The organism is Chitinophaga eiseniae (assembly GCF_012641265.1).
Taxonomy (GTDB): Bacteria; Bacteroidota; Bacteroidia; order Chitinophagales; family Chitinophagaceae; genus Chitinophaga; species Chitinophaga eiseniae_A.
Genome location: NZ_JABAHZ010000005.1, coordinates 51786 through 73367 on the forward strand (window position 1 = coordinate 51786; position 21582 = coordinate 73367).

Genomic DNA, 21582 nt, shown 5'->3' on the forward strand with positions numbered 1-21582 from the left:
TTATAACATCGCTATCCGTTTCAATAGCCTATATAACAAGGCATTCTTCTTCACAAAATATTTGATACGGCTATACACCGGGTTGGGAGAGAATAACGTCCGGGCCGCATATGCATCGGCTTCGGCAGCGATTTCCCTTTTCTCCGGGTGAATAATTTCCGCAATGGCGCCATATACGATACCCCGGTACCAGCGTGGCGGATAAAAGGTATGCGTAGCATCCTTACCATAGCCAATATTCCTTACCAGGCAGGTGTTGGGAGTAATGGCCCATTTTCGGTTGAACCATACGCACATAAACCACTGTACATCCCAGGTATCTGTTTTATGGGCACGCACCGCTTCCAGGTCGTGTACTAATCCCGGTGGCAGTTCATTTGTAGCGGCATCCCGGTATCTTTCCAGGGAAAAATCGTAGTGCTGCCAGGCCCTGCGCCAGGAGGCCCATCCCCAGACGTGACTATACCGGGAAAAATAATAGCTGGCGTTTCCCCGCTGCCGCCCCCCCTGGAAATTGCTGCCGTTAATATGCATAATGGTTTCATCGTCCCGGTAATAATGGAGCATCTCCGTACAAAAAGAAAAGAAGCTGGGATCTGGAATACAATCGTCTTCCAGGATGATGCCTGCTTCTACATGCACGAAAAACCAGGTGATGGCGGTGCTTACGCCCTTGCCGCAACCCAGGTTTTCTGCCTGGAACAATGTCTGTAGCTCACAGGGCCAGTCAATCGCGCGGAGAATAACAGCTCTTGTTTCCTCGCATAAAGCTGCCTCCCCGGGAACGTGCGGCCGGGGGCCATCCGCTGCCACAAATATTCTTGCAGGTTGCTGCCGGCGAATTTCAGCCAGCACCTGCAACGTTTGTGTTGGGCGGTTAAAAGCCAGCAATAAAACAGGCGTTGTCAACATCATTTCGTAGCCTCCAATGCTACTGCGTTTTCAAATCGGATGGCGTCTTCCACACGTTCAAACATCCGGTCTTTACAATCATTGAATGCGCAGGCCCGGATATGCTGAAATCCGGCCCGCTGCAGCTCCCCACTCAGTGACAGGTGATCCCACATATATAAATGTTCTTTGTTACCATATGCTATCTGGATGAACCGCTTTACGCCCCGCGGCCGCTCCAGCATGCCCAGTAAGGTAGCTTCCATAAACCTGACATTGGCTGCCTGGTCCTGCTCATGCAAATGCGCGATATAATCTTTTGCCGCGCTTTCCAGGTCCGGCACCACACAGCGGAAATAGCCGCCAGGCTTTAGTAGCCGGTAGGTATTATGCAATGCCTTACGGCAGTCGTGGTACGATAAATGTTCCAGCACATGGCTGCAGTAAATACCATCGCAGGAGTTATCCGCGATACCTGGCAATCCTTTAATGATATCGCCGTGGAGAATACTGCGATCAAAAGCCACATGCATCTTCTTTCTCAGCAGGTTGCCCACTAAAGGTAGTTGCTGTAGCCGGAGTGTAGGCGATGCATCAAAATTCATCCATCCGGCAGGCGCCGAAAATGGTCCACAGCCATATTGTACATATAGTTTACCTGGCGTCATCGTGATGGGTCATATTTCTGAAAAAATAAGTGTAGTAGGTTTTCGCAAAAAGGCAGTAGCCCTGCTGCTGCATAAAATTGTATAACTCGCTTGCATCCATCCGCTCCAGTTCAAAGGGCTGCGATTCTACCAATACATACGCCGGACGGTATTTGTGCCAATTGTTCGACCGGAGTACCTCCATGTCCAGCCCTTCGGCGTCTATGGTCAGGAAATCAATGGACTGCCCTGCCTGCAGGTATTCGTCGAGGATGACCGACAGCGGCCAGGTATCTATCTTCACCTTTTCTATTACTTTATATTGTGCTTCCTGGGTATACTCAGCTACCTTGTCAGCGGAGAAGGTATTGAGCGCCGGCTCATTGAAGATGGAATAAGTAAGCTGCTGCTTTTGCAATGATACCCCCATTTCCAGGTTGATATCTTCCGGCCGGTACCGGTTAAACAACGCCTGGGTGCCAGGCATCGGATCAATGTTAATTCCTCTCCATTTCATCTGGTAAAAAAGATAGGTATTGGAAAAACGGAAAGGATGATGCGCACCTACGTCTACATAAGTTCCTTTTTCTTTTCCGTGAAATATCCGCTTCAGGATCAGGTCTTCCCCTTCCGAACTATAGGCAGGAACACGGTACCTGAGCTGCGGCGCCCAGGCCGACAACCATCTCTTGACCATATTTTTTAACCTACTCATGGGGCAACGGATTATTGGAATTAAAAACGCTCAGCTGACGTCTCAACTTGCCCTGTACCTGTTTCATATCTGCGTATACCCGTAACGGGTATACCATCCTTTGTGTGAGTATCCAGGCCTGCCCGGTCTTATCCATGCATACCATGGCCACAAACACACTGGAGTAAGCCACCACGGTGGCAATAGCGGCGCCGGCGCCTCCCATAGAAGGTATCAGCAACCCGTTAATCGCCACATTTACCAATAAGCCGGTGATGTTACCGTAGAGATATACGTTGTATTTGCCCGCTACAAACAGGTACTGCGTTATTACCGACAACAGGAACACGGGGATACAAGCCCAGATATGAATCATCAGGATAACTGCGGCAAATTCATACGCAGCACCATACAGTATCCGGATCATCGCCGGGGTAGCCACCGATACTACCACCGCAATACACAAACCAGCCCAGCAGGATAAACGCAACCATCTTTCCAGGGTAAGCAGGTAGGCGGCAGTATCGTCTTTCTTTTGTTGGATCAGTCCTGGCAACATGGCAGTTCCCATCACCGCCGGCAACGCATACCAGAGCTCCGAAATCCGGATCGCCACCACATAATTCCCCAACTGGTCCGGGTTACTCCACCAGTCGAGTAATACCAGGTCCAGCTTCACAAACAATACCACCACCAGGTTGGAAAATATCAGGGGCCAGCTCTTGTGGAGCAGGCGACCGGCCATCGCCATATCAATATGCTGCAGTTGTATGGCCGGATACCTGCGCCCATAGCGAATTAAAATCACCGCATAGGTGGTTACCAGCTCCAGCAGCGTAATCCATAAAAACACGTATAAGCTGGCCTGCAGGTATACCAGCACTATCTTGATGAAACAGAAAATAACGAATACGCTCACCCGCGGAACGATCACATTCCTTAACCCGCTTTTTACCTGGTAGAAATAATCCATTACATCGAAGGACTGGAAGAAAATAGTGAAGGCGGAAAAAACCGTACAATACCCATACACCGGCTGTAAGGGCCTGGAGAAGAAGACCAGCAATATACAGGCAGCCATACAGATCAGGGCCGCTACCACGCGCATAAATATAATGGTCGCCACTACCGTTGATTCCTGTCCTTCATGATGAATCAATTCCTGAACGCCCATCCGGTCCATACCCAGCACGGCCAGGTTTCCTACGATTGTTGTTAATGCGATGGCGTAATTCCAGATACCAAACTGCTCCGGACCGAGATGCCGTGCCAGCAATGCCAGCACCAGTATTCCCGGGAAAAGCTTACTGACCTTGTCGGCCAGCAGCCAACTGATATTTTCAAAAATATTACGCAAGACGTTTGGCTGTTTTTTTAATAATCGTTGCCCAATTATTTCTCTTGTGCCTGTTTTCCTGGTAAGAATAATGATCATAGTAATAGTAAGGATAGAAGGTATCCTGTTCTATGCCGTTGAAGATGATCCCTTTCTTCCGGAAAAATCCTTCCTTCATATTTTCTGCCACCTGCATCAGTTTCGACTTCTGTGTGAAGTTATGCCGCACCACAAAAAGGGTACAGTCCACATGCGGTGCTATACTCTTGGCATCCGATACAATGCCCACCGGTGAAGTATCTACCACTACGTAATCAAACATATCTTTCAGGGTAGCCAATAACGATAACATACGGGTGCCTTCAATCAACTCTATCGGGTTGGGAGGAATAGGTCCGGAAGAAATAAGAAACAAACCATCGGTGCCGGGTACCTTCCGGATAATATCGTCCAGGTTCTTTGACCCAACAATGTAATTGGTAATCCCAACCTGGTGGTCCATACCGAGGAACTGCGACAATTTCGGTTTACGCAGATCCAGCTCCAGCAGTATCACCCGCTTACCACTCACCGTAAGCGCGTTGGCCAGGTGGGCCGATAAAAAAGTTTTCCCTTCCCCGGAAAGGCTGCTGGTGAGCATAACGGTGGCAGCTCCTTTCTGGTCGGTAAGCAGAAATTTTAAGTTCGTACGCAGGTTAAATATTTGTTCATTGAGGATAGACCGGTTCTGTAATGACAGATCGCGTACGCCCTCTGTTTGTTGGTACACTTCCGCTATCACCGGCAATTCGAATACCTGTTCTATTTCCTTCTTGTTCAAAATCCGCGGGTTCAGGAAATACTTAATGTACACATACAGGGTGGCCAGCACCAGCCCCAGGGCCAGGAACCCGATATATACCGCCGGCTTCTTGGGCAGAATAGGTTTATCAGGAATAAAAGCGGGAGCGATTACTTTATTATCTATCACGTTGCTGGCGTAGGTTACAGCCGCTTCTTCTTTCTTTTTCAGGAGGTAGAGATAAAGATTTTCCTTTACACCCTGTTGCCGTTTAATGTTGATATATTCCCGGGCATAGGTAGGGATGTTGGCAATTTTCCCTTGTATCTCATTCACTTTGGCCTGTGTTTTCTGTTGTACGATACCGGCACTGCGGCGATACCCGGCAATATAATTACGGATAGTATTGCGGCTGTCGTTGACCTGTGCTTCCAGGTTCTGCATAATGGTGCTGGAAGGTTTCAGGGATAGCGACAATCGCCGCATTTCTCTTAATCCTTCCTCGTAGCGGTTAATGAGGCCTGTAAGGGTTTGATCTACCGCGCCGGTTACCGGGGCAAAGGGATAGTCGCTGGAGGGATTGTTGATATAACGTTCCACCTGGTCGATAACAGAGAGCTGCATATTGGCTTCGCTCAACCGGGAATCGGCTTCCTTTACCTGTTCCAGTGCCAGTTTGGAGCCGGCATCGATATCGGTAATGCCCCGTTGTACTTTAAATCTTTCCTCTTCTTTTTCCAGCAGCCCCAGCTCTTCTTTCAGGGAATCTATCCTGGCGGAGAGGAAGCGGATCGTTTTAGCGCCGGCTTTATTCTTATCATTTAACGTATAGTCGTTGTAGTTGTCGAGCAATGCGTTGAGGAAATCGGCGGTTCTTTTGGCCACCGGGTCTTTATAAGTGATGAGCACCACGGTAGCATCGCGGTTTACCAGGGCTGTGCTGATATCGTCCACTACTTTGTAGGCCATTTCCATGATAGAGTCTACCCGGATGCGCACGGTCCTGTCAGCGGCCATATTCAGGTAGGGTACCAGGCTAATACTAAAAGTATCCTTACCCAGTGCGAAAGGCTGGTCTGGCTTTACCTGTAGTTGTAACCGCGTTACCGCGTTGCCGGTACCACATTTGGCGCGTATGTTCAGCTGGCCGTTTTCCGGGGTAACGAGCAGGGAGTAATCTCCTACTGCGGCACTGTCGCTCAGCACATGAATACGCATGGGAGCATTGGGATAGCATTCTTCATCTCTTACACTTCCTTTTATAAAGTAACGGATGTTGAACTTGTTCATGCTGATCACCCGTTCCAACAGGATGGGCGATTGCAGCACTTCCATTTCATTCTCCATATTTTTATTGTTACTAAATAGCGATAGGGATTTCAGCGCATCCATTTCATCACTGCCGGCCCCCTTTTTTTCATCTTTCAGGTAAAGGCGGGCGCTCGACATGTATACCGGTTGTTTATACTTCAGGTATAGGAATGCGGCTGCCGCCGCCACCGATAAAACGATCAGGTACAATGGCCAGTGGAAAACCAGTTTCCGGAACAGATCATCCAGATCGATTATCGCGTTTTTGCTATTGGATGCTTTTTGCGGAGACATATGCCAGGATCATTTATGAAGTAATACAATGGTGGTTACCAGGGAAATAGCGCTAATGATAGCCGGCAGTAACACAATCAGCCGGGAGGTAGGCCAGGTACGGCCGGGGCCCGACTTTACATACACTACATCATTATTAGCGAGGTAATAGTAGGGAGAAGAAAGTGTTTTGCTATCGTTCAGGTTGAGTGTTACATACGTCTTTTCCCCGTTTACTTCCCGGATCACCATCACATCGTTTCGCACGGCGGTGCTGGTCATATCGCCTGCCATCGCGAGGGCGTCGAGAATGGAAGCCCGCTCTGCCCCTATGCGGAATGAACCCGGGCGGGCTACATCGCCCAGTACCGACACTTTGAAATTCACCAGCCGGGTAGACACATATACGTTTTGCATCGTTTGGGAAAGTTGTTGCTTCACCTGGTCATTAATCTGTGAAGTGGTTTCATCTTTTACATATATTTTTCCGATGACCGGTAAGTTGATATGGCCGCTGCTATCTACCAGGTATCCCTGATCCATCCCATTGCCACCGGGAACAGTTGGATTGGCGGTATTCGGGTTAAAAATCAGGGAAATATCTTTGTCGAAGGTGGTAATGGTAATTTGTAACACATCGCCTGGTTGTATACGCAGTTGCCGGTATGGTTGCAGGGAATCGGTTCCGCTACGGGCGGCAATGTCATTGAAATAATTAATCTTCCTGTTAGTAGCGCATCCGGATAGCAGGACGCCTAAAATCAGGATTAAAAAACGGATGATGGAACCCATACAAAGTAATTAAAAATCTGTGCTGATATAAATAAATGGCTTACTGCCTTACGCCAGGAAGGGTACTTTATAACCTGGCGTGGCATTTTTGAAAGCAACACTTGGTGCAGCAAACGAATATGTCTATTTAACTACGGTTTTTCAGGTGACCAGTGTTTTCTTTCTTCCCACCAATGCTTGTCGCAACATCTTTTCCATAGGAAGTTCAAAATAGTAGAACGCTGCGGTACTGACGGGAATCAGGATAGCCAGGAACAGCATCAGCGCTATAGGGGAATACATCAACGTTCTGTCGAGCCCCAGGCACTTTAACACCAATACAAATACGATTTGTAAGGGAAAGTGGATAAGATAAATAGCATAGCTGCTGTTTCCTATTACTAACAACCATTTGGCCCATTGCCCTTTCACCGATTCCCATAATACAAGACAAATGATGGTACAGGGCGATACGGTTACCCTGAATATCAGGTTAATGGTAGTATGATAATTAGCATGATAATCGGCTATATTCATTTGCGGCCGGTATCTTTTCATCATCGCTTCCCAAAGGGGATACACCAGGTTAAAACGATAGGCAATAAAAACAAATGCCCATAATATGCCTGTGAGGGTAAGTATATAAGGGAGATATTTTCTTCCCTTATTTCCCCTGATTATCCAGTCATAGAGATAGTACACCAAAGCGCCCAGGAAGAAGGAAAACACGCCTTTTCCGAGGTAGGAACCATAGTGTTGTATGATGGCCCCCAATGGTATCAGCAAGATCAGCAGGCCCCGGTTAGCCTGCCACCGGCACCAGCAAATCACAAAAAACAGGAGATATAAAAACACCTCTACAGATACAGACCAGGAAGGACCATTAAAGGAAAAGCCTTTTTCAAATCCCCAGGTTTGCATAAACAAAAGGTTCAGTATAAAGTGGTAAAAATCATTATACACCAGGATGTAATAATGGCCATATACTTTCAACATCATCCATTGCAATACGGCTACAGTTATCAGGCAGGCAAAATGGAGCGGGTATAAGCGGGAAATTCTGAGTACCGCGAATCTTCCAAAGTTCATGCTATGTGTGGCAATACGTTCTGCATATAACCAGAAAAAAATAAATCCCGATAACAGAAAGAAAAGATCCACCGCTACCACGGCATATTCATATATCATCGACAGTTGCGAATACCAGGGTAACGCATACCGGTCGAAATGATTCAATACAAAAACATCGTCTTTATAGTAAAAAAACTGCCAGTGATAAATCACTACAATCATCGAAGCGATGCCCCTCACGGCATCTAAACTATAAAAATGCTGAGGAGTGGTTGAGTCTGGTGTCTTTGCCATCTATTCATCGAATAATAACAAAATTATCAACACCACGTGTATCCGATTCAGTATAAGAAAGTTAATTATAAAATGAGAGTATCGATACGTTGAAATACGAAAGAATGAAATGAATACAACAACACGGAATGAACAAAATGAATACTGGATATAGGCAGCGATAAATATAGATAGCCCCTCCCGGCATTGAACATTATATCAGCTCCTAACAAATAAGCCTATACGAAAATAGAAACGCGCCGACCCGTTACCGGCCACCCCGACCCGCTTCCTTTACTTCATCCCCAGCCCAAATCTTAAGATGCTATTAAACTATGGCCTCCCACCTCCCCGCACTTAAAAAAAAACTACCTTCGCCGCGTAACCATCATCAATTGCCTGGCATGTAAACCGTCATTTTTCGGGTATTTGCGGGCAAGACTTTAATATATACCGAGAATCATATGCGTAATGCCTTCATTAAAAAAGTCGCATTAAAAATATTAAAAATTACATCTATATCTTTAGCCGCTATTCTTGCGCTTTTGTTTTTGCTCCCCATGCTGTTTCCCACCACCGTGTCCAATAAAATAAAGACCTGGGCCAACAACAGCATTACCGGGGAACTGAACTTTTCCAAAGCCCGGCTATCCTTTTTTAATCACTTCCCGGCACTCACGCTTACCCTGTATGATTTTAGCCTCAAAGGAGGCGCGCCTTTCCAACAGGATACCCTGGTTGCGGCCAACGAAGTAGCCCTGGGCGTAAACCTGGGCAGCCTCTTTTCCAGCGCGGTCAACATCGACGAAATATACCTGACCAACGGGAAAATACATATCATGGTGGATTCCGCCGGACGCCCGAACTATAACGTATACCAGGCGGCTCCCTCCAGCAATACCAACAAATCCGACAGCAGCAGCGCCTCTATGAAAATTGAACGGATACAGATAGAACACTGCCATCTCATTTACGATGACCAGTCGCTCCCCATGTACCTGCAAGCCAAAGAAGTGAACTACATCGGTAAAGGAGACCTGAGTAAAGCGGTTTTTGACCTGTACTCTAAAATCAACATCGGCTCACTCGACTTTGCCTATGACAACACCTCCTACCTCCTGTCTAAAAAACTGAATGGAGAACTGATCACTAAAATAAACACCAACTCCCTCGATTTTATTTTCGAGAGAAATGACCTGAAAATAAATGAACTGCCAGTAAGATTGAAAGGCGCCTTCGCCTTCCTGAAAAACGGTTACAAGATGGACTTTCGCCTTAGCTCCATGGAATCCAGTCTGCATGCCATTTTCGGCGCCCTCCCACCGGAATACCTCACCTGGATGCAACATACCGATGTTCAGGGTACCGCCGACGTAAATGCCAGTCTCATTGGCGAATACATCGCAGCCACCAACACCATGCCTACCCTCACCTTTAACATGCAGGTACGCAATGGCCAGATCAGCAACCCCAAAGCGCCGGCGCCCATCAAAAACCTGTTCCTCAACTTCCAGTCGAAGCTCGCCCAGCTCAATACAGATAGTCTCTATGTAAATGTGGATTCTATCTTCTTCAACATCGACAAAGACTATTTCAGCTCCATCATCCGGGTAAAAGGACTCAAAACACCGGAAGTGCATGTAAAAATGAATACAGACCTGGACCTGGAAAAATGGAGTAAGGCCATGGGATACCCTTCCTTTGAGCTGAAAGGCCGCCTGCAGGCCCACCTGCTGGCCGATGGCCTGTATGCCACCCGCATACTGGACCGTGGCCCCAAACACCGGCCCGATACTGTAATTGCCAGCATCCCGGCCTTTAACCTGGATGCCAGCCTGCGCAACGGCTACTTTAAATTTACGTCCCTGCCGGAAGCCCTTAAAAATATCAGCTTCCAGGTGCAGGCCAACTGCCCCGACAGCAACTACGCCCATACGCACTTCAATATCGACAACATCAACGCCAACCTCCTGAGCAATTATATCAAGGGCTATTTCCGCTTCCACAACGCCGAAGCCCCGGAAGTAGATGCCCAACTGGCAGCCGTAATGAACCTGGCCGACATCCAGCAATTTTATCGTATGGACAGTCTCGATATCACCGGGGCGCTACATATAGATGTAAATACCAAAGGCAGTTATATCCCGGCAAAAAGGCGCTTTCCCGTTACTACGGCCCAGCTCACTATGAACGACGGCACCATACGGACCAAATATTACCCTACACCTATCCAGAAAATTAATATAGACGCCACCGTTACCAACACCACCGGTACCCTCCAGTCGATGAAGGTAAACCTGAAGCCAGTGGGCTTTGAATTCGAAGGACAGCCCTTTGTATTGAAAGCAGACCTTAACAACTTTGATAACCTCCGCTATAATATTACCTCCAACGGCGTGATCAACCTGGGCGCCATCTACAAAGTATTTGCCCTGCAAGGCTACGATGTGAAAGGCTTCATTGCCACCAACCTGGCACTCAGCGGTACCCAGGCCGATGCTATCGCCGGACGTTACAATAAACTCAATAACCGGGGTACGCTCACGGTAAAGGATATTGTACTCACCACTTCCCTGCTCCCCCTGCCCTGCCGCATCAGCAACGGCGTTTTCCGGTTCGACCAGGACAAAATGTGGTTCGATACCTTCGTGGCCAATTATGGTAAATCAAAGCTGACCATGAACGGCTTCTTAAGTAACGTGATTGGTTATGCCACCCAACCGAATCAAACCCTGCATGGCACGTTCGACTTTAAAAGCAATTATATACTGGTAGATGAACTGATGACCAACGCCACGGAGCCTGCCGCCGCAACGCCTAAAGCCGCGTCCTCCGGTTCCGGCGTTATCCGGCTGCCAACTAACCTGGCGCTCACCCTCAACGCCACCGCAGCGAAGATCCGCTTTAAAGGCATGGACATCGACAGCTTCCATGGCCAGGTAGTGCTGGACAGCGGCAAGGTGTTGATGAATAAAACCGGCTTTAATATTATTGGCGCTCCCGTGGAAATGGATGCTACCTACACCTGCATCCAACCCCAGCGGGCCGCATTCGACTACCATATCAGTGCAAAAGAATTCGATATCAGGCGCGCCTATAATGAAATAAAGATCTTTCACGACATGGCCAGTTCGGCAGCCAGCGCCAGCGGCATCGTAGGAATAGACTATCACCTCAATGGTAAGCTGGATGGTAACATGAATCCAATTTACCCCTCCCTGAAAGGAGGCGGCGTGCTGTCGGTGAAAAAAATAAAACTGAAAGGATTTAAACTGATGAATGCCGTGAGCCAGTCCACCGGCAAATCAGACATCAAAGATCCCGATGTATCCAAAGTCGATATTAAATCCAGCATCAGCAATAATATTATTACCATAGAGAGAACCAAACTCCGTATTGCCGGCTTCCGGCCGCGTTTTGAGGGACAGGTGAGCATGGACGGACAACTCAATCTGAAAGGACGTGTAGGACTGCCTCCATTTGGTATTATCGGTATTCCGTTTAATGTTACCGGTACGCAAAGCAATCCCAAAGTACAGCTACGGCGGGGTAGCGATAATAAACTGGAAGAAACAACGGAATCGGAAGAGGATAACTAAAGATATCCGCTGTTTTCATCTTCAGCGTTTTAAAGTAGTTACTAAAACTAGCTCTCAATCCTTTATCATGAAAGGTTTAGCGTCACATTTTAGTGCTATTTTTTGCGCCCTCTTCTGAAAGCCGCCGTAAAACTTCTAACTTGCGCTTCGTATAGTCGTTCGAGATATTTACCTATAAACTGTAATACATTTTCAAATCCCTAAATCTATCATTTTGAAAAAATTATTTTTGTTAGCCGCAGCCTGTGTTGCCGGAGTTAATTCCTATTCCCAAAGTTTTATGCATGGCGCGGGTGTGGTTGCTTTTGTACAAACATCAGCCAAGTCTGATGCTTTTGCGGTGGGCGGTCTTACTTATTCTCCCCGTTTTAACTTTATGGAGCAAGACAATATGTCTTTATCCCTGGGTATCCCCCTCAGTATAGGATTGGGTGGCAGCTACAATAGCAGCTATGGTTCCTATAGTGGAGAGAGCAATAATCTCAGTTTTATATTTAACGCTCCACTGGTATTTAATGCCAACTTCGGACGTGGGTCCAGCCGGGAAGCCGATGGCCGTTTTGGATTCTTTGTAGGCGCAGGCTACGGCTTTCACTATAGCAGCCGCAATCAGGATTATCATGACAGTGTGTTAGGCGACTATTCCGCCAGTGCCAAATCCAGTACTAATGGACCAATGGCCAATACAGGCTTTCGTATAGGCGTTGGCAAGGTACATAACATTGAGGTAAAACTGAGTTACATGAAAGGGTTGAGTGATGACAAACCTAATGTATTCAGCATCGGCTCGCTCTTTAATTTCTAATGATCCCTTTTTCTAAATTTTCATTTTAGCTTTTACTGTATGAAAAAATTGTTTGCCCTGATCCTGTTGGCAGGATCCTTCGTTGTGAGTAATAAATCGCAATCACAGGATATCGTTAAAGGTAACCTGGAGTTTCTGAAAGATGTTAAAGAAATACAGGTAGCGTACGTGTATGAAAATATAACCGTTGGTAAAGATGGTAAAGAAGCTACCTATATTAAAAGAAAAAAGGCAGAGAAAGATGCCAAAACACCTGGTTCAGGAGATGAATGGGAAAAAAGCTGGATCAACGACAGAACAGCCCATTATCAGCCTAAATTTAATGAGACTTTCACCAAATTTTCCAAAAGAACAATCAGCGAAGATACTGCGACTAAATACCTGATGGAAGTCCACACTAAATTTATTGAGGTAGGATATAACGTCGGTATAACATCTGCCAAAGCAGCTGTCAATCTCGAAATTTATATCTATGATGTTGCCAATAAATCCAAGGTGCTTTGCAAAATCATGTTAAATGATATGAGCGGCGGTAAAGGCCAGTTTGCTACCGGTCCACGTATCGGCGACGCTTACGCTAAAGCCGGTAAAGTACTTGGTAAACTGGTGGCTAAAAAAGCGAAGTAGTTGGACACTGATTTTTAATCCTTTAACGGAAGATATCCCGTAGACTATAAAAAGACGAGGCTGTATTTCAACATTGAAATACAGCCTCGTCTTTTATCCAACCTTAGCAGCGCTTCTCGTGGAGCCGCTGTATTGCGCTCAACAGCGTTTTCTTTTCCGCCGCCGACTTCGTTAGCCGTATGGCTTGCTGATAACTGGCAATAGCCTTATGTATGTCGGTAGTTGCCCATAAATAGGCCAACAGGGAATGATAATAGCTGTTGTCGTGCAGCTGCAATTTTTCTGCTTCCTTAATACCTGCTTCTGAACCATACACTTTGGCAAAAGCGAAGGTTCGGTTCAGCGCCGTCACTGGCGAATACTCCATCAGGATCAACTGGTTGTAAAGATGTAAAATATGTTCCCATTTATGCTGATCGGTAGGTGTAGTATGCCAGTAGGCGATGCCGGCTTCCAGGTGGTATTTGGATACTTCGTCGCCGGTGCAGGCATTCACCAGGTAGTAGTTGCCTTTATCAATTAGTTCCTGGCTCCAGAGGTACTTGTCTTGCTGCTCGAAAAGAATGGTATCCCCGGCCTCGTTAGCCCTGGCATCGAGGCGGGAGCTCTGGAAACACATCAGCGCCAGCAGCGCGTTGGCATGGGTAGTATTGGTAAGCGGATTTTCTGTGAGGATGAGTCCCAGTCGCAATGCTTCTGAACAGAGATCTTTCCGGATCAGCTGATCTCCGGACACAGAAAAATAGCCTTCGTTAAACAGGAGGTAAATGGTTCTTAAAACGGTATCCAGTCTTTCAGCAATAGCAGCGGGTTCCAGCTGTTTCACCTGGAAATGGTCTTTACGGAGATTGGCCCTGGCGCGCAGTAACCGCTTTTTGATCGTTTCTGTTTTGGTGAGAAAGGCGGCGGCAATTTCCGCTACGCTGAATCCGCAGAGCACCTGCAGGGCCAGGCAGATCTGTGCTGCCGGGGCGTTGCTGGGATTACAAACCGCAAAGATCATGGCCAGCTGGCTGTCGTTGATCATCTGCGGGGTAAAGTCCGGCTCCTCGAAGGTTAGTTGTTCACGGGGCTTTACCGCATCTTTTATCTGTGTTTCAAAAACCGCCTGCCGGCGGAGATAGTCTTTGGTTTTGTTCTTTGCCACCGTGTACAACCAGGCGGTAGGGTTCTCCGGAATGCCCTTTTTCCCCCATGATTCCATGGCTTTCAGGAATGTCTCACTGGCAATATCCTCGGCTGTTTCAATATGCTGCAGCCCAAAATGACGGCACAATACGGCCGTCATTTTGGTATACTCCACCCTGAACAGGTGAGGCAATAGCTCACGGGGAGAAGCTGCAGGATCAGTCATCAGCTGCTGGTTTTAATCACGTTTCATGATTTCCCGTACTTCTATGTTGCCGCCCAGCTTAAAGATGGGATTCGCTTTGGCCATTTCTACCGCCTCTTCGATGGTGTCGGTCTTTACAATAATATACCCGCTCACAAACTCCTTAATTTCTGTGTAAGGGCCGTCTGTTACTACATTATCAGGTCTTACCGTTTTGGCGCTTACAGGCGACAAAGTGTTGCCTTTGTCTACCAGTTTATTTTGTGCAGCAATGCCGGCCAGCCAGTTCATCCTTTCCTGCATTTGTTCTGCGGAGGGTTTTTCCTGGGATTGATTACTCAGCCGGAAGATCAATACAAACTCTTTCATGGTTTATCAGTTTTGTTTTCATCCAGATGACGAATGAAACTTCCCCGGGGGGACAAATAAAGTTAATTTTTTTTCGGAGATGTGTGCGCTGCTGCTTTTACCCGGTATATTCGAAATAATGAATTAAATTAATTTCCTTAATGCTTTCATTGCAGCACGCAGCCTGCTCTTAACTGTTCCTAGCGGAATCCCCAGTTTTCCTGCTAATTCTTCCTGCCTATATCCTTCAAAATAAACCAGACCCACCACTTCTTTATGCTCTTTCTTTAGCCTTGCAGTCAGTTTACGAAGCCCAAACTCCACCTGGTTGGTATCTCCCAACAGGTGTTTATGCACATCAGACAGAGGTTCATTCAACCGGCTATTGCTAAAGTGCTTACTTCGGATTATATCCAGCGAGGTATTCCAGGCAATTTTCTTGGTCCACCAGAGCAAGTTGCCTTTATCCGGGTCGTATTTATTTATATGTTGCCATATCTTCATAAAAACTTCCTGCAAAGCATCGGCCGCCAGCGCCTCATTCCGTAGTATCAGAAACGACCGATATCAGCTCCAATAAGCTATCTGCCTTCAATTCCTCACGTACATGCATAAACGCCGGATGCAGGTACGCTGACAAAAGACGAACAGCCGGAAACAGTCACCCATTTCTAATCCTCAAATAACACCATTAGTTCAGGTGTATTCTCATAAGCCTGTTACTCAATGGCAAGCCCTCAACCTTTGGGCTTTTTTCTATAAATAGTGGAATTTCATAATTTATTTTTCCACGCTTTTAGTGATCCCCCTGCTTAACTTTACTATTGTATTTCAATTAGCTGACTCTCATTTGTGGTGCAACGGCGAAGTTTAGCAGCGAAAAAATCTTCCATTCGGAAGGTTTTTAAAAAAATTTATGCCCGATAGCTGAACCCAGCCAAGGATCAACTATTGCCCGGTGTTCTCGTAACAAACAATTCATGCAGCCTACCAACCCTATGCAGGTATGTGCCATTCAAAGCCATACTAAATACACTTAAAGTCTGGAATTCGCAATTATCTCTTTCACTAGTTTCATCAAACTCTCCAGATTGGCTAAGTTTTTTTAGAATGTTTCCATCCGCCCAAATAAAATTAATTTGCCGGGTTCGGATATATTTTTCCACACCGGCCGTTTTTTCATAACTGGGATTACGCCTCAAAAAGTGAATATGCCGTTTTAAATCCTGTACCGCGTTATTCGTTTCGGGTTTAATGTAAATGTTTTTAATGCGGTAAAGTATATTTCCGTTGTTTCCGGCTTCCATTCCAATAAAATCGGTATCTCCGGAATTGTATTCCGGAGGAAGGATTGAGAACAGCCCAACACCATTCATGAGAGAATATTTAAGACATAGCAATAGACCAATAAAGTCGCAAAGCTGCTCCTTCCTGCCATTAAAGTACATATTGAGAAACTCATCAAACATCTTCCGCTGCTTTCCTGACAGGGTTCCCCTTATAACAGTTATTCCCATTTCAAGCAAATTAAATATACGCATGGCATGGGGATTATTAGCTGCAAACATTTTTATAACATCCTCAAACCGGAAATCTGCACATGGGAATTCTTTGTATGGCTTAGAATCGGCCACATGCCCCTTTAAAAAAGAAAATCTGTTCCTTTTAAGTACGCCATACAGGAATGGATATTTCCGGCTGAATTCAGCCCCTTTTTGCTCATGCAAAGGAGCGGTTAGATCAAATGAAGGCCACATAGAAGTTTGGGTTAAAAACCACCAGCTGCATTACAAAGTATTTCGTGCAGCTGGTAGCATTGAAATTTCATTTTACCTTATCTGGGACAACCATGACTATCCACGGGTGTTCCCCATGGTGTATTAGGGCAAAGGTCATAGGCATTCGGAACGCCATCACCATCGGTATCATCCGCGCTGGGATCCTGTGGCACAGGACAACCATCAGGTCCAACCTGTACACCTGCTGGTGTATTGGGGCATTTGTCATCCGAATCTGTTACACCGTCGTTATCCGAATCTTTGTCTGCACTTATGACTGAAGAAACCGTTTGATCCGGATGACCAGTGTTGCGATCGGTCTTGAAATTTGCAAAACTACTAAAGGTCAACAATGCTGCCAGGGCTACTAAAGGTAGTGCAATAGCGGTAATTTTTCTTGGGTCCATAATGAATATTTATAGGTTATACAAAACACGTAAAAAGGAATAGTATACTACAAAGAGGGTTTTCTCTCTTATGATTTTAATACCAGCAGCGCGTGTTTGCCAACGGCAGACGTACAATTAAAACATCATAGCTGCCCATTAAATTTACCCAATATAAATTAATAAAACTTATTTAAAAAATCAATAGAAAGGCAGGCCCTAAAACATTCCTACTTACAAAAGTATTTATCAAAATTATCAAGATATACAAAAAATTATTCATGCACTGTCAATTATTTATATTCGCTATGAAGTTGCCCTGCCCCTCACAAACAAATTTAATTGCAGCATAAAAGAATCATCACCACTAAATCAATGTAGCCAATTATCATTTGATAACCCATTACAATTTTTCTTATGAAAAAACACTTATTTCTTTCGCTAATTGCCGTCACACTAATTGCCATTTTCTATTTGGCATCCTGCCAAAAAGATGATAAGGTGCAATTGCAAAAACTGAACAACACAAAATCAGCCACAGGAAATTTTACTACTAAAGTTTACCCGGCGGATTATGACACAGTACACATCAGGGAGGCAGATTCTTTGTTCAATGTAGCTGTAGGTAAAGGACTTAGAACCGCGTTACAAAGCCGGTACCCGTTCATAATTCCACATTATAAATTTGCTACCCTTTATTTCCTGTATGATTACCAGGTAGCCCTTTACATACCTATTGGTTTTGATCCTTCTACAGGAAGACTCCTGATGATGATTGCAATTAAGGAACGAGGATTTAAAAGAATGACATTTGAAGAATTTGAACCCAGTACTACCTGGCGTCAAACCAATTCAAATTACAATGCGCTAACGGGCATTGTCAGATACTTCAATGCCTCCGGCACGCCGATAAGGGCATTCAATATGCAAAATGGCGGGCCAACCAGCGAGATACCAGTTGGTGGCGGAACAGGACTTGCACCCATAAAACATACCTCAACTGCCGGTGAATTGGAGAAAAACCAGGTAATTGCATTCAACGGTCCCGGAGGTCCAGAAGATGACGATGATGGAGATGGTATCATGAACAAGGACGATAAATGCCCTAATACACCCCAAAACGTATGGGTAGATCCAAAAGGCTGTACCCTTGTCATGGACATTGATGAGGTAACCATTACTTTCGATCCACCGCCATCAGGCACATTTATAGGTGGATTTGTGGGTGTTAACTCCATATATGGTGGCGATCCAAATGGCGGCGGTTCAGAAGTATCAAATTTCCCTAGCTTTACACCTGATTATGGACCTAATAGAGGCTCTTTAGGCATTTTGTGTGGCGACTACCCATCTACACCAACTGGCAATGGCAGAACCGCACAGATTCAAAATCTAGGTGCAAATTATGTTCTACTTGGATCTAATTTACCACCCATCCAGGTACGCTTTGGAATTGCCTGCATTGAGGTTGCAAACTCAAATGCAGTAAGAACCTCGCAAATATTAGTTGATGCGTTTAATTGGGCAGCCAATGAAGTGCTCATGGAACTTAATGGAGGAACCATTGCCCCAACCGCTACCGCACTAAAAATTGCATTAAAAGAGGCTTATATTGGGTATCTTAATATTTATGCTTTCGGAAGCTCCTTTTCAGAAGGACAATGTTTAGGGAACATTCCACCAACAATTGCAAAATATCATAACCAAGTCACAGGAAACTGTGAGTAACTAAATTTTATGAAAGATACTGCATTTGATCTTCTCAGTTATATTCAGAAATATTACCCAATAGGGATGCCGGAATATTATGCGCAACCAAGGATAGTTCCACTGCAAAGGGATACCATTATTGAAAGCAAACTGGGCAATACGGACACTATGGAAGCATCCAATTGGACTTCCCTTGTAAAAGAGATTTCCAAACCTGATTACGCCATACAGGATTTTTACTTTAATCAAAGCCCAAGCTACTCTTTAAACATACTGTTGGACTACCGGGACAGTCAACAAAATTTGCAGCATCAACGGAAAATAATTTTAAACATTTCCCTTCTTTGCCCATATTTTACGGTGTTTTTATTAGATACCTACAGCTTTGACCATTTAAAACCAATGAACCGGCATTTAATACCAACCTTTAGGTTGGCCCACACGGGAACAGGTGAAAACGGAGAACAAGGTTCGACCTTTATGAAGGACGTTAAAGAAGCGGTAATGAGGCATTTTAACGATTACCAATTTGTCGCCCACGATATTTTGTTAAAAAGGCAGGTGTCTGGTACTTTACAATTAGGTGGCCAACCACAACCCGGGCCATACCCAATCTACTCTTATTTGTTTGATGAATTTTTTCAATTAAAAAACCTGGCGGTACTTCCATAAACAACAACTTTAGCATTCTTATATCAAAGTGAGGCCAGGGCCAGTACCTGGCCTTTCCAGGGTACACGTTCGTTCCCGTCCTGTGGACAACTGGCAATGCCAGTTCCTCCCAAATCCTTAGTGCGTTAATGCCACCGATCTCATTTTAACAGGTAGTCAATTCATGCCTGCACAAAATTCGGGTGGTTGAGCGAAACGTGCACCAATGAGAAGTTGTTTTTTTCGTTAACACATTTCACTTATTATCAAACACCTATTCGAATTTCACTCTATAAAATCAAACACGGAGGACAAAGAATGCAGAGAATGAGTTGGAATATACCCAGCAATCATAACACATTTACCATCAATTGAATAATACATATGACCGATTTATATCCCATGAAAAAGTTGCTGAAACTGAAGGCAACTAGTATCGCGATAACATTAATAAAAAGGTACGTTGTTATTGATATATCGTTTCCTAAAAAGAGGGTGTATGGCTATTATTGTTAGTAGCATCAGCAGGCCGACACCTCTTTCTTACTCAGCTTAGGCTCCAATCCCAGGTTTTGTAACATTTGCATATCTTCCGTTACGCCAGGATTAGGCGTTACCAGCAGGGTTTGGCGCTCACCGGTAAAGATGGAGTTGGCGCCTGCCATAAAGCACCAGGCCTGTTCAGACTCCGTCATTTCGATACGACCGGCAGTGAGGCGCACCGTAGATGCCGGCATCACGATCCTGGCGGTGGCAATCATACGCACCATATCCCAGGCATCCACTTTAGGATTATCTTCCAGTGGTGTACCTTTCACCCTGGCCAGTGCATTGATGGGCACGGATTCAGGATGCTTGGGCATGGTAGCCAGCGTGAGCAGCATGGAAATGCGGTCGCGATGCGTTTCCCCCAGCCCGATAATACCACCGGAGCAAACGGTGATACCGGCTTTGCGCACGTTGTTGATGGTATTAATACGGTTGTCAAATTTCCGGGTAGAAATAATTTCTTTATAGTATGTTTCGGAGGTATCGAGATTGTGGTTATAAGCATGCAGCCCGGCTTCCTGCAGGCGTACCGCCTGTTCTTCCGTGAGCATACCCAGCGTGCAACATACTTCCAGTCCCAGGTCATTCACTCCTTTTACCATGTCGATTACGCGATCAAAGTCTTTGTTGTCGCGCACTTCGCGCCAGGCGGCGGCCATGCAAAAACGGGTAGACCCGGTATCTTTGGCTTTCTGCGCATGTGCAATTACAGTTTCTGTGGGCAGCAGCGCCTGTACTTTAATATCGGTATGATACCTGGCTGCCTGTCCGCAGTAGGAGCAGTCTTCCGGGCATCCGCCGGTTTTAATAGATAAAAGCGTGCATACCTGGATTTCCTTTGCAGAATGGTATTGCCGGTGTATGGTAGCTGCCTGGAAAACCAGTTCCAGCAAAGGCTGGTCGTAGATGGCCTGAATTTCTTCCAGGGTCCAGTCGTTTCTGATAGCGGATGTCATCTTATGAGTGGATTATAAGTAGTGTATGAATGTGGTTAGGCGTATTGGTACAGCTCCTGGCCTACGGCGGCTATCCAGGCATCGAATAGTTGTTGTTCAAGCAACTGTACCTGCTGTGCATGTACTTCCCAGTCGGCCGCAAACTCATTGAGCTGGTTGATCATTTCTTCCAGGTGTCCTTCTTCTTCCAGGATGATAGACCGCACCATTACTTTGCTCTGAGCTTTGTCCAGCGCGGCCTGGTATACCGGGTACAACAAGTCCGCCCTCACTTCTATGGCGTAGGTGACAAAGAGATAGGCAGCATACTTCAGCGCCTGCCCTTCCAGGCCAAACGCTTTTTTCAGGTAGCGGCAGGTCTGCATGTCCAGCTGATGGAGATAATGCCGGGTTTGGTGCGGCGCCATCAGTTCGTGCAACTGGTAAGTTTTACAATGATCCGGATCTACTTTGGCAATCTGTTTTTTCAGGTAATATGCGTGGCGATGCTCTTCTGCAGCGTGTTTCAGCTGGATAAAATTTACCAGCACCGGATGCTCGCAGGCGGATATTTTCCTGGCACCGGCATTTTCCATAAAAGACAAGGTATTCAGCCACCGGGCATGCAGGGTATCGCGACCAACAATCTGTTGCAGTAGTTCTTCCATAGTCAACTTGTTTCCGCCCAAAAGTAGGCGCTTACCGGATGACTCCACTAGGCCAGTTTTCACATTTTTGCTAGTCCGGCTAAATATCCTTTCTCCGGAAATTTGATCCACCGGGATTTCCGGGCATTATTTTCTCTCTATAAAA

Annotated in this window: 19 protein-coding genes; 5 read left to right on the forward strand and 14 right to left on the reverse strand. The window is 45.9% G+C overall.

Annotated elements, in window-relative coordinates; translation table 11 throughout:
* The 7 genes from HGH91_RS20375 to HGH91_RS20405 all read right to left on the reverse strand — a co-directional run bounded on the left by HGH91_RS20375 (nt 1) and on the right by HGH91_RS20405 (nt 8069).
* The gene (locus tag HGH91_RS20375) at nt 1-915 is read right to left on the reverse strand and encodes a glycosyltransferase family 2 protein (RefSeq protein ID WP_168740657.1); all 915 of its coding nucleotides are present in this window, start codon (nt 913-915) and stop codon (nt 1-3) included.
* Nucleotides 912-1559: a class I SAM-dependent methyltransferase gene (locus tag HGH91_RS20380; RefSeq protein ID WP_168740658.1), complete on the reverse strand. Its 648-nt coding sequence runs from the start codon at nt 1557-1559 to the stop codon at nt 912-914. The genes HGH91_RS20375 and HGH91_RS20380 overlap by 4 nt, the downstream gene beginning before the upstream one ends.
* On the reverse strand, nt 1546-2253 hold the full coding sequence (locus HGH91_RS20385; protein ID WP_168740659.1) for an FkbM family methyltransferase: 708 nt from the start codon (nt 2251-2253) through the stop codon (nt 1546-1548). Before HGH91_RS20385 ends, HGH91_RS20380 begins: the two co-directional genes overlap by 14 nt.
* A complete protein-coding gene (locus HGH91_RS20390) occupies nt 2246-3589 on the reverse strand; it encodes a flippase (protein WP_168740660.1) in 1344 nt (447 codons plus the stop codon). The genes HGH91_RS20385 and HGH91_RS20390 overlap by 8 nt, the downstream gene beginning before the upstream one ends.
* Entirely contained in the window at nt 3582-5954 is a 2373-nt protein-coding gene (locus HGH91_RS20395) for a GumC family protein (RefSeq protein WP_168740661.1), read from the reverse strand. Before HGH91_RS20395 ends, HGH91_RS20390 begins: the two co-directional genes overlap by 8 nt.
* A gap of 9 nt (nt 5955-5963) precedes the next feature.
* Nucleotides 5964-6725 (reverse strand): polysaccharide biosynthesis/export family protein, encoded by a 762-nt coding sequence (locus HGH91_RS20400; protein WP_168740662.1) that lies wholly within the window; start codon nt 6723-6725, stop codon nt 5964-5966.
* Nucleotides 6726-6866: 141 nt separating this feature from the next.
* Entirely contained in the window at nt 6867-8069 is a 1203-nt protein-coding gene (locus HGH91_RS20405; protein WP_168740663.1) for an acyltransferase family protein, read from the reverse strand.
* Nucleotides 8070-8512: 443 nt separating this feature from the next.
* On the opposite strand from HGH91_RS20405, the gene HGH91_RS20410 reads away from it, so the two are divergent.
* The 3 genes from HGH91_RS20410 to HGH91_RS20420 all read left to right on the forward strand — a co-directional run bounded on the left by HGH91_RS20410 (nt 8513) and on the right by HGH91_RS20420 (nt 13079).
* Nucleotides 8513-11647: an AsmA family protein gene (locus tag HGH91_RS20410; RefSeq protein WP_168740664.1), complete on the forward strand. Its 3135-nt coding sequence runs from the start codon at nt 8513-8515 to the stop codon at nt 11645-11647.
* Between the two features lie 214 nt (nt 11648-11861).
* Nucleotides 11862-12452 (forward strand): hypothetical protein, encoded by a 591-nt coding sequence (locus tag HGH91_RS20415; RefSeq protein WP_168740665.1) that lies wholly within the window; start codon nt 11862-11864, stop codon nt 12450-12452.
* A 39-nt stretch (nt 12453-12491) separates the two neighbouring features.
* Complete coding sequence (locus HGH91_RS20420; protein WP_168740666.1) at nt 12492-13079, forward strand: hypothetical protein; 588 nt, start codon at nt 12492-12494, stop codon at nt 13077-13079.
* Nucleotides 13080-13182: 103 nt separating this feature from the next.
* Here HGH91_RS20420 and HGH91_RS20425 read toward each other — a convergent pair whose 3' ends face one another.
* From HGH91_RS20425 to HGH91_RS31670, 5 genes are all read right to left on the reverse strand, one after another.
* Nucleotides 13183-14433, reverse strand: coding sequence for an RNA polymerase sigma factor (locus HGH91_RS20425; RefSeq protein WP_211092376.1), 1251 nt, complete (start codon nt 14431-14433; stop codon nt 13183-13185).
* Between the two features lie 12 nt (nt 14434-14445).
* Nucleotides 14446-14781 (reverse strand): YciI family protein, encoded by a 336-nt coding sequence (locus HGH91_RS20430; protein WP_168740667.1) that lies wholly within the window; start codon nt 14779-14781, stop codon nt 14446-14448.
* Nucleotides 14782-14904: 123 nt separating this feature from the next.
* A complete protein-coding gene (locus HGH91_RS20435) occupies nt 14905-15315 on the reverse strand; it encodes an RNA polymerase sigma factor (protein WP_262888338.1) in 411 nt (136 codons plus the stop codon).
* A 389-nt stretch (nt 15316-15704) separates the two neighbouring features.
* The gene (locus HGH91_RS20440) at nt 15705-16517 is read right to left on the reverse strand and encodes a hypothetical protein (RefSeq protein WP_168740669.1); all 813 of its coding nucleotides are present in this window, start codon (nt 16515-16517) and stop codon (nt 15705-15707) included.
* A 77-nt stretch (nt 16518-16594) separates the two neighbouring features.
* The gene (locus tag HGH91_RS31670; protein WP_168740670.1) at nt 16595-16945 is read right to left on the reverse strand and encodes a thrombospondin type 3 repeat-containing protein; all 351 of its coding nucleotides are present in this window, start codon (nt 16943-16945) and stop codon (nt 16595-16597) included.
* 396 nt (nt 16946-17341) lie between these two features.
* On the opposite strand from HGH91_RS31670, the gene HGH91_RS20450 reads away from it, so the two are divergent.
* Together HGH91_RS20450 and HGH91_RS20455 are read left to right on the forward strand one after the other, a co-directional pair.
* On the forward strand, nt 17342-18652 hold the full coding sequence (locus tag HGH91_RS20450; RefSeq protein ID WP_168740671.1) for a hypothetical protein: 1311 nt from the start codon (nt 17342-17344) through the stop codon (nt 18650-18652).
* A 9-nt stretch (nt 18653-18661) separates the two neighbouring features.
* Nucleotides 18662-19306, forward strand: coding sequence for a hypothetical protein (locus HGH91_RS20455; protein ID WP_168740672.1), 645 nt, complete (start codon nt 18662-18664; stop codon nt 19304-19306).
* A gap of 500 nt (nt 19307-19806) precedes the next feature.
* Here the strand turns inward: HGH91_RS20455 and bioB are convergent, their stop codons facing one another.
* On the reverse strand, nt 19807-20790 hold the full coding sequence (bioB, locus tag HGH91_RS20460) for a biotin synthase BioB (protein WP_168740673.1): 984 nt from the start codon (nt 20788-20790) through the stop codon (nt 19807-19809).
* A 35-nt stretch (nt 20791-20825) separates the two neighbouring features.
* On the reverse strand, nt 20826-21437 hold the full coding sequence (locus HGH91_RS20465) for a hypothetical protein (RefSeq protein ID WP_168740674.1): 612 nt from the start codon (nt 21435-21437) through the stop codon (nt 20826-20828).
* Nucleotides 21438-21582: the final 145 nt, after the last annotated feature.